Source organism: Sutterella sp., from assembly GCF_052272535.1.
Classification (GTDB): Bacteria; Pseudomonadota; Gammaproteobacteria; order Burkholderiales; family Burkholderiaceae_F; genus Sutterella.
This window is the reverse complement of sequence record NZ_DAVZJY010000124.1, coordinates 1-7,292: the sequence shown is the minus strand read 5'-3', so window position 1 is coordinate 7,292 and position 7,292 is coordinate 1. Positions and strand designations below refer to the sequence as shown.

At 65.5% G+C, this 7,292-nt stretch carries 7 protein-coding genes and 2 tRNA genes; 2 read left to right on the top strand and 7 right to left on the bottom strand.

The window, feature by feature from the left end; genetic code table 11:
- Nucleotides 1-65: 65 nt before the first annotated feature.
- The 7 genes from pnp to ACT6Y9_RS07190 all read right to left on the bottom strand — a co-directional run bounded on the left by pnp (nt 66) and on the right by ACT6Y9_RS07190 (nt 5,923).
- Nucleotides 66-2,186, bottom strand: a complete 2,121-nt coding sequence (gene pnp, locus ACT6Y9_RS07220) for a polyribonucleotide nucleotidyltransferase (protein WP_443744031.1) — start codon at nt 2,184-2,186, stop codon at nt 66-68.
- 258 nt (nt 2,187-2,444) lie between these two features.
- Nucleotides 2,445-2,708 (bottom strand): 30S ribosomal protein S15, encoded by a 264-nt coding sequence (rpsO, locus tag ACT6Y9_RS07215; RefSeq protein WP_295478458.1) that lies wholly within the window; start codon nt 2,706-2,708, stop codon nt 2,445-2,447.
- A 167-nt stretch (nt 2,709-2,875) separates the two neighbouring features.
- Complete coding sequence (locus ACT6Y9_RS07210; protein ID WP_295478461.1) at nt 2,876-3,541, bottom strand: amino acid ABC transporter permease; 666 nt, start codon at nt 3,539-3,541, stop codon at nt 2,876-2,878.
- Nucleotides 3,542-3,805: 264 nt separating this feature from the next.
- Complete coding sequence (locus tag ACT6Y9_RS07205; RefSeq protein WP_443744030.1) at nt 3,806-4,558, bottom strand: basic amino acid ABC transporter substrate-binding protein; 753 nt, start codon at nt 4,556-4,558, stop codon at nt 3,806-3,808.
- A gap of 252 nt (nt 4,559-4,810) precedes the next feature.
- The gene (gene dnaQ / locus ACT6Y9_RS07200; RefSeq protein WP_443744029.1) at nt 4,811-5,557 is read right to left on the bottom strand and encodes a DNA polymerase III subunit epsilon; all 747 of its coding nucleotides are present in this window, start codon (nt 5,555-5,557) and stop codon (nt 4,811-4,813) included.
- Between the two features lie 165 nt (nt 5,558-5,722).
- A tRNA-Gly gene (locus ACT6Y9_RS07195) sits at nt 5,723-5,797 on the bottom strand.
- A 35-nt stretch (nt 5,798-5,832) separates the two neighbouring features.
- Nucleotides 5,833-5,923: transfer RNA gene (locus ACT6Y9_RS07190), tRNA-Ser, on the bottom strand.
- Between the two features lie 191 nt (nt 5,924-6,114).
- On the opposite strand from ACT6Y9_RS07190, the gene ACT6Y9_RS07185 reads away from it, so the two are divergent.
- Complete coding sequence (locus tag ACT6Y9_RS07185; protein ID WP_443744028.1) at nt 6,115-6,552, top strand: FmdB family zinc ribbon protein; 438 nt, start codon at nt 6,115-6,117, stop codon at nt 6,550-6,552.
- 104 nt (nt 6,553-6,656) lie between these two features.
- Nucleotides 6,657-7,208, top strand: a complete 552-nt coding sequence (locus ACT6Y9_RS07180; RefSeq protein ID WP_443744027.1) for a hypothetical protein — start codon at nt 6,657-6,659, stop codon at nt 7,206-7,208.
- The last annotated feature ends 84 nt before the right edge of the window (nt 7,209-7,292 follow it).

Sequence of the window (7,292 nt, the reverse complement as noted above, 5' to 3'; positions counted from 1 at the left end):
GCCGACGTGTCCGGCCGGTCCGGTGCCCGTCGAAACGGGCGCCCGGGGCGGCCGGACGAGTCCGGTTACTGCTCGGACTCGTCGCGCAGAAGCGCCTTCATCGAGAGGCGGACGCGGCCCTTTTCATCGGCCTCGATCACCTTGACGCGGACCTTCTGGCCTTCCTTCAGGTAGTCGCTCACGGCGTTGACGCGCTCGTTGGCGATCTGGCTGATGTGCAGGAGGCCGTCCTTGCCCGGGAGGAGCTGGACGATGGCGCCGAAGTCGAGGAGGCGCGTGACCGTGCCTTCATAGATCTGGCCGGCTTCGATCTCGGCCGTGATCTCCTCGATGCGCTTGCGCGCGGCGGCGACGCGGGACATGTCGGGCGACGAGATCGTCACCGTGCCGTCGTCCTCGACGTTGATCGTCGTGCCGGTCTCTTCGGTGAGGCCGCGGATGACGGAGCCGCCCTTGCCGATCACGTCGCGGATCTTCTCGGGGTTGATCTTGAAGGAGACCATGCGCGGAGCGAAGTCGGAGAGCTCCTTGGCGCCGCCGCCGGCCATCTCGTGCATCTTGCCGAGGATGTGCTGGCGGCCCTCATGGGCCTGCGCGAGCGCAGCCTGCATGATTTCGGCCGTGATGCCTTCGATCTTGATGTCCATCTGCAGGGCCGTGACGCCGTTCTCGGTGCCCGCGACCTTGAAGTCCATGTCGCCGAGGTGGTCCTCGTCGCCGAGGATGTCGGTGAGGACCGCGAAGCGGTTGCCTTCCTTGATGAGGCCCATCGCGACGCCCGCGACGTAGTCCTTGAGGGGCACGCCGGCGTCAAGCATCGAGAGGCAGCCGCCGCAGACGGAGGCCATCGAGGAGGAGCCGTTCGACTCGCAGATCTCGGAGACCACACGGATCGTGTACTGGAAGTCCTCGGCGGACGGGAGCACCGCCTTCAGGGCGCGCTTGGCGAGGCGGCCGTGGCCGATTTCGCGGCGCTTCGGGCTGCCGACGCGGCCCGTTTCGCCCGTGGCGAACGGGGGCATGTTGTAGTGGAGCATGAAGCGCTCGTGCGACTCTTCGCACAGACCGTCGATGATCTGCTCGTCCTGCTTCGTGCCGAGGGTGGTGGCGACGAGGGCCTGCGTCTCGCCGCGGGTGAAGAGGGCCGAACCGTGGGCGCGCGGGAGGAGACCCTGGCGGATCTCGATCGGGCGGACCGTGCGGGTGTCGCGGCCGTCGATGCGCGGCTCGCCCGCGAGGATCTGCGAGCGCACGAGGTGGGCTTCGAGCTCGAAGAGGATGCCGTGGACTTCGTTCATGTCCGGGGCGTCCGTGCCGGCGGCTTCGGCGTCGGCGGCGAGCGTCTTCTCAACGAGGTCGTAGACCTCACGGAGCTTGTCGTTGCGGGCCTGCTTGGAGCGGATCGCGTAGGCGGCGTGCAGACCCTCGTCGGAGATCTCCTTGACGCGGGCGATGAGCGCCTCGTTGCGCGGGGCGGGCTGCCAGTCCCAGGCGGGCTTGCCGGCCTTGGCGACGAGTTCGTTGATCGCGTTGATGGCGACCTGCATCTCGCGGTGGCCGAACATGACCGCGTCGAGCATCGTCTTTTCGGGGAGGATGTCGGCTTCGGACTCAACCATCAGCACGGCGCGTTCGGTGCCGGCGACGACGAGGTCGAGACGCGAGGTCTTGAGCTGCTCGGTGGTGGGGTTGAGGACGAACTGGTCGTTGATGTAGCCCACGCGGCAGGCGCCGATCGGGCCGCGGAACGGAATGCCGGAGACGGCGAGGGCGGCGGAGGTGCCGATCATCGCGGGGATGTCCGGATCGACCTGCGGGTCGGCGGAGAGCACGTGGATGATGACCTGGACTTCATTGAAGAAGCCGTCCGGGAAGAGCGGGCGGATCGGACGGTCGATCAAGCGGCTCGTGAGCGTCTCCTTCTCGGAGGGACGGCCTTCGCGCTTGAAGAAGCCCCCGGGGATGCGGCCGGCGGCGTAGGTCTTTTCGATGTAGTCGACGGTAAGCGGGAAGAAGTCCTGACCGGGCTTGGCTTCCTTCTTGCAGACGACGGTGGCGAGGACGACCGTGTCGTCCATGCGGCAGATGACGGCGCCGGTGGCCTGGCGGGCGATCTCGCCGGTTTCGAGCGTGACGTCGTGGTCGCCGAACCGGAAGCTCTGCGTGGTCTTGTTGAACATCGTCATGGATGTCTTCCTTTTGAAGTGAAGTCCTTTCGCTGACGCGCTTCGTTCCACGCTTCGCCTCCGCCCTCTCGGGGCTTCGGCACGCTGCGGTCTGAACGCTCTCTGAAGTTCCTGCGGTGAAAGCGCTCGGATCGCAACGCGCTCACTGTGGAAGCGGCGGATCCGAAGGGAAATTCGTCAACGATCGGACGGGGGTTGCAGATAGGACTACGGCCTGTCGAAGTCGGCAGGCCGTAATCATTGCGGAATGCTTGTCGCTTACTTGCGCAGGTTGAGCGTGTCGATCAGCTTGCGGTAGGCGTTGAGGTCGGTGCGCTTGAGGTAGTCAAGGAGCTTGCGGCGGCGCGAAACCATGCGGAGCAGGCCGCGGCGGCTGTGGTGATCCTTGGCGTGGACCTTGAAGTGCTCGGTGAGGTGATTGATGCGGGCCGTGAGGAGGGCGACCTGGACCTCGGGGGAGCCGGTGTCGCCTTCGGCGCGCTGGAACTTGGCAACGATCTCAGACTTGGTCAGTTCAGACATGGATTCTTCCTGTCAAAGAGATGGTGAAACTTGCGGACACGAGCGTTGTGACTCGAGCCGTGAAAGCGGGCATTTTATTCGTCCGTAGGGCGCCGCGCAAGCGCAAGCGCCCTCTTTTTTTACGTGCGGCCGACCGGACGAAGCGGCCCCGCGGCGCTCTTGTTCGATCAGCGGTCGTCGGACTTGCGGAAGCGCCCTTCGAGCCAGGAGATGAAGCGCGAGATGGTGAGCGTCATCACGAGGTAGAGGATCGCGACGCACGTCCAGATCTCGAGCGTGCCGTAGGTCTCGGCGATGATGAGCTGGCCCGAGCGCGTGAGCTCTTCGAAGCCGATCACGGAGACGAGGGAGGAGTCCTTGAGCATCGCGATGAACTCGTTGCCCATCGGCGGGATGATGCGCTTGAAGGCCTGCGGGAGGACGATGTAGCGCATCGTCTGGCCGTAGGTCATGCCGAGCGAGAGGCCCGCGCGGACCTGGCCGATCGAGATCGACTGGATGCCGCCGCGGAAGATCTCGGCGATGTAGGCGCCCGAATTGAGCGAGCAGGCGGCGACCGCGGCCACGTAAGGGTCGATGCGGTGGCCGAGGATGTTCGGCAGCGCGAAGTAGATGATGAAGATCTGGATGAGGAGCGGGGTGCCGCGGATGAAGTCGACGTAGACCTTGGCGGGGTAGCGCAAGAAGGGGCTCTTCGAGAGCTGGGCGAGCGAGAGGACGAGGCCGAGAAGAAGGCCGATGCCCACGGAGAGTGCGGTGATCTCAAGCGTGAGGCCTGCGCCGCGCAGCAGCAGCGGAATGCTGTTGACGATCAGGGAGAGGTCGAATTCCATTGCAGTTCGGGATAAGGAGAGTGGATGGGGGTCACGCGGACCGCTCGAGGAAAGCCGCGCGGCGTTGTGTTCGGTTTCTGAGCCGCCCGCGCGGGGCGCGCAACGGGCTGCGGCATTCTATAGAAGAATGCGCCGATGGCATCGGCCTTCGAAGAAGGAGAAGGGCGCTGCGCCGCGCGAAGTGGCGGCGCCAACGCCGCCGCCCGCCGCGACGGTCGGAGAGGCCGGTCGGGCGGGCGCCGAGGTGGTGGGAGCGAAGAAGCCTTACTCCTGGAACCACTTCTTGTAGATCTTGTCCACTTCGCCCGAGGCCTTGAGGTCCGCATAGGCCTTGTTGAGCTTCTCGAGAAGCGCCTTGTTGCCCTTCTTCACGGCGAAGCCGTAGTTCTCGGCGTCGTCGATGTAGGGCGGAATCGTGAGCACCTTCGCGGCCTTCTCCTGGTTCTTCAGGTAGTAGGCGAGCACCGGGCGGTCGAGGAATACGGCGTCGGCGTTCTTCGAGAGCAGATCCATGAAGGCTTCAGAAGTGGTGTTGAACGCAGAGACCAAGGCGCCGGGGACGGCCTTGGCCTTGCCCGCGCCGGTGTTGCCGATCTGCACGGCGATCTTCTTGCCCTTGAGGTCGGCGAAGGTCTTGTACTTGCCCGCGTCGGCCTTGTGGATGAGCATCGAGACGCCCGAGACGTAGTAGGGGGTCGTGAAGTCCACGCGGTTCGCGCGCTCCGGCGTGATCGAGACGCCCGCGGCGATCACGTCGATCGTGCCCGTCATGACGGCCGGAATCAGGGCGTCGAAGCCCATGTTGAGGATCTTGACGTCGTAGCCCGCCTTCGTGCCGACGGCGCGGATGAGGTCCATGTCGAAGCCCGAGAACTCCTTCGTGTCCGTGTCGAGGAACTCGAACGGGGCGAATGTGGGTTCGGTGCCGACGCGCAGAATATCGCGCGCAAAGCTGCTCGTGGCGGCAAGGCCGCAGGCGGCGGCGCAGGCGCAGACGACGAATTTCTTGAACTGCATGGATGACTCCTGAAGCGTTTGCGCGCGCCCGGGCGGCGCACGGTGTGTTTTTTCTTCCGGAGGGGGATCTTAAAGGCGGGCAGAGTCCCGGCGGCTGCGCAGGGGCGGAAAATCCGCCCTCCTTTGCCCGCATCGGCATCCGGGGGACTTTCCTCGAGAATTCATCGAAGAAAAAGACGCCTATGGCCGCACTTTGGCCGAAATTGGTCGACAAATGGAGGGCGGGAGCGCCGCCCTCCACCCGGGGGGGCGTCAGACGCCGGCGGCGGTCTTTTCCGCGGTCTCTTCGGCGGGAGCGCCGAGCTTGCGCCAGGCGGGCGTGCTCTTGCTCTTCTTCTCGCAGATGTCGAGGATCCGCTCATGCTCGGCGAGTTCTTCGGGCGTCGCGCGGATCACGACGCAGTCTTCGTACTTCGGCATTGGCGGGAGGTTGTCGATGTCCTCGTTCACGAGCGTGAGCGTGTCCTGGCCGCGGGTGAGCGCGATGTAGACCTCGGCGAGGAGCTCCGCGTCGAGGAGCGCGCCGTGGAGCGTGCGGTTGGAGTTGTCGATCTCGTAGTAGCGGCAGAGCGCGTCGAGGCTCACGGCGCGCCCGGGAAGCAGCTTCTTGGCGAGCTTCACCGTGTCAATCACGTCGCAGTAGTCCTCAATCGCGCCGCGCCCGAGCCGCGCGAGCTCCATGTTGAGGAACCCCGTGTCGAAGGCCGCGTTGTGAATGACGAGGGTCGAGTCGCGCACGAAGTCGAGGAATTGGTCGGCGATCTCGGCGAACTTCGGCTTGTCGGCGAGGAATTCGGTCGTGATGCCGTGGATCGCGACCGCCTCTTCGGGGACCTCGCGCTCGGGGTTGACGAAGAGCTGCAGGTGGTTTTCGGGCATGCTCTTCATCACGCGGCCGTCGAGCGCGACGCAACCGATCTCAATGATGCGGTCCCCCTTGTTGGCGTTGAGGCCCGTGGTTTCCGTGTCGAGCGTGATCAGTCGGGTTCTCGCGGCCATGACGGTCCTTCTTCGGTGAGCTGAGGGGGAGTGGAGGCGGGGGCGGCGCCCCTGCGGCGTGGAGGATTCTAGCGGCAGGCGCGGGCGGCGCTCAAACCAACCGGCGTCGGGGGTTCCGAAAAAGCAAAAGGCCCGTCGGAACAAACCGTCGGGCCTCAAGAGAACTGGAGCGGGCGAAGGGAGTCGAACCCTCGTCATGAGCTTGGGAAGCTCAGGTAATAGCCGTTATACGACGCCCGCTTCACCTGAATGCTGCGCATCCAGTTCATGAATTTTGGCGGAAGGAGAGGGATTCGAACCCTCGATACGGAATCTCCGTATGCCGCCTTTCCAGGGCGGTACAATCAACCACTCTGCCATCCTTCCATAGATGCTTCCCGATCCGCCGCCGACCGGGCCCGTGGTGATTGGGCGGGGCCGGTTGGAGACAAGCTCCGAACCGAGGAAGCGGACTATAGCACGTCCCAGCGCGTTTGTCACGGAATTTTTTGCGCATGAGGCAAAAAACTGCGCCGAAACCTCGGTGCGCGCCCTCGTCCCCGGTCGGGAGAATCGTCATGTCGTTGAAAATCTTCGATTACTGCTGCAGCAACGGTCACGTGTTTGAGGTATGGCTGCGTGAGGCCGCCGACGCAGACCCGCCGGTCTGCCCGGAGTGCGGGACGCCCGCCGAGCGCCGCCTCCCTTCGGCGCCGGGCCTCAAGCCCGTCGAGGGGACAACCCGCACCGAGGTCGCGGGCGACGTGACGCTCAGGCGGGCGGCTGAGGCGCGGCGCGCGGCCAAGGAGGCCTACGTCGCCGTCATGCGTCGGGTGGTCGAAAAGGCCGAGGACGTCGGCAGAAACTTTCCCGACGCCGTGCGCGCGATGGAGCGCGGGAGCGAGGAGCGCCGCCTCGTGCGCGGCGAATGCACGCCGCTCGTGGCTGCGGAACTGCGCGCCGACGGCATCGACGTGCTCCCGATTCCCGACGAGGCCCTGAAGCCCCTCAACTGAAGGGGGGCGGGCGACTTAGAATGAGGCCCTTGCGCGGCGCCGCCTCCTCGAGGCGCGCCGCCTTCCCGCGAAGCTTTTCACCCTCTCATTCATCCGCCAGAGCCATGCAGCAGTTCCCGCCCACCGAAGACGTCAAGCCCCACGGACCGATCGACCTCACCGACCAGAGCTCGATGTTCCTCGTCCTCGAGGAGCTCGGCATCACGCACATGCAGCGCGAGTGGCTCGCCGCGAACGCACCCGACTCGCCCGACCTGCAGGCGGCCGAGGACCAGCACAAGGAGTTCTTCGACGACCTCTGCGGCATTCTCGAAGGGCGCGCCGGCGAAGACCGCGTCGTCCTGAACGGCTGGGCGGGTGCGAAGGCCGCGGCCCACCTGCGCGCGGCCTGCCCCGACGTCGTTGAGCGCGCGCTCGAGCGTCTCGGCGCCCCGCAGAAGGCCTCCGACGCCTCCGATGCGGACGTCTTCCGCGCCGTACTCACGGCTTTCGAGGCCTCGCTCTCGCGCCTCACCGCGCGTCAGCTCGCCATGAAGTCGGATGGACGCGACATGAGCCCTTCGGAGTACATCCAATTGATGATCGGCTGGTCGGGCGTGCTTTCGGGCGCTTCGGAAGCCCTCGTGCTCGAGGATAAGGATCTTCCCTTTCGTTGATTCCACTGTCCCGCCGGTCCGGCCGTTCCTTTGACCAAAAGATAGGCCTCGCGCAAGCCCCGTCCTTCAGGGCGAGGTTAGCGA

Coding starts and splice junctions, on each gene's coding strand:
- pnp (WP_443744031.1), bottom strand. CDS start 2,186: ATGACGATGTTCAACAAGACCACGCAGAGCTTCCGGTTCGGCGACCAC.
- rpsO (WP_295478458.1), bottom strand. CDS start 2,708: ATGTCTGAACTGACCAAGTCTGAGATCGTTGCCAAGTTCCAGCGCGCC.
- ACT6Y9_RS07210 (WP_295478461.1), bottom strand. CDS start 3,541: ATGGAATTCGACCTCTCCCTGATCGTCAACAGCATTCCGCTGCTGCTG.
- ACT6Y9_RS07205 (WP_443744030.1), bottom strand. CDS start 4,558: ATGCAGTTCAAGAAATTCGTCGTCTGCGCCTGCGCCGCCGCCTGCGGC.
- dnaQ (WP_443744029.1), bottom strand. CDS start 5,557: ATGGCCGCGAGAACCCGACTGATCACGCTCGACACGGAAACCACGGGC.
- ACT6Y9_RS07185 (WP_443744028.1), top strand. CDS start 6,115: ATGTCGTTGAAAATCTTCGATTACTGCTGCAGCAACGGTCACGTGTTT.
- ACT6Y9_RS07180 (WP_443744027.1), top strand. CDS start 6,657: ATGCAGCAGTTCCCGCCCACCGAAGACGTCAAGCCCCACGGACCGATC.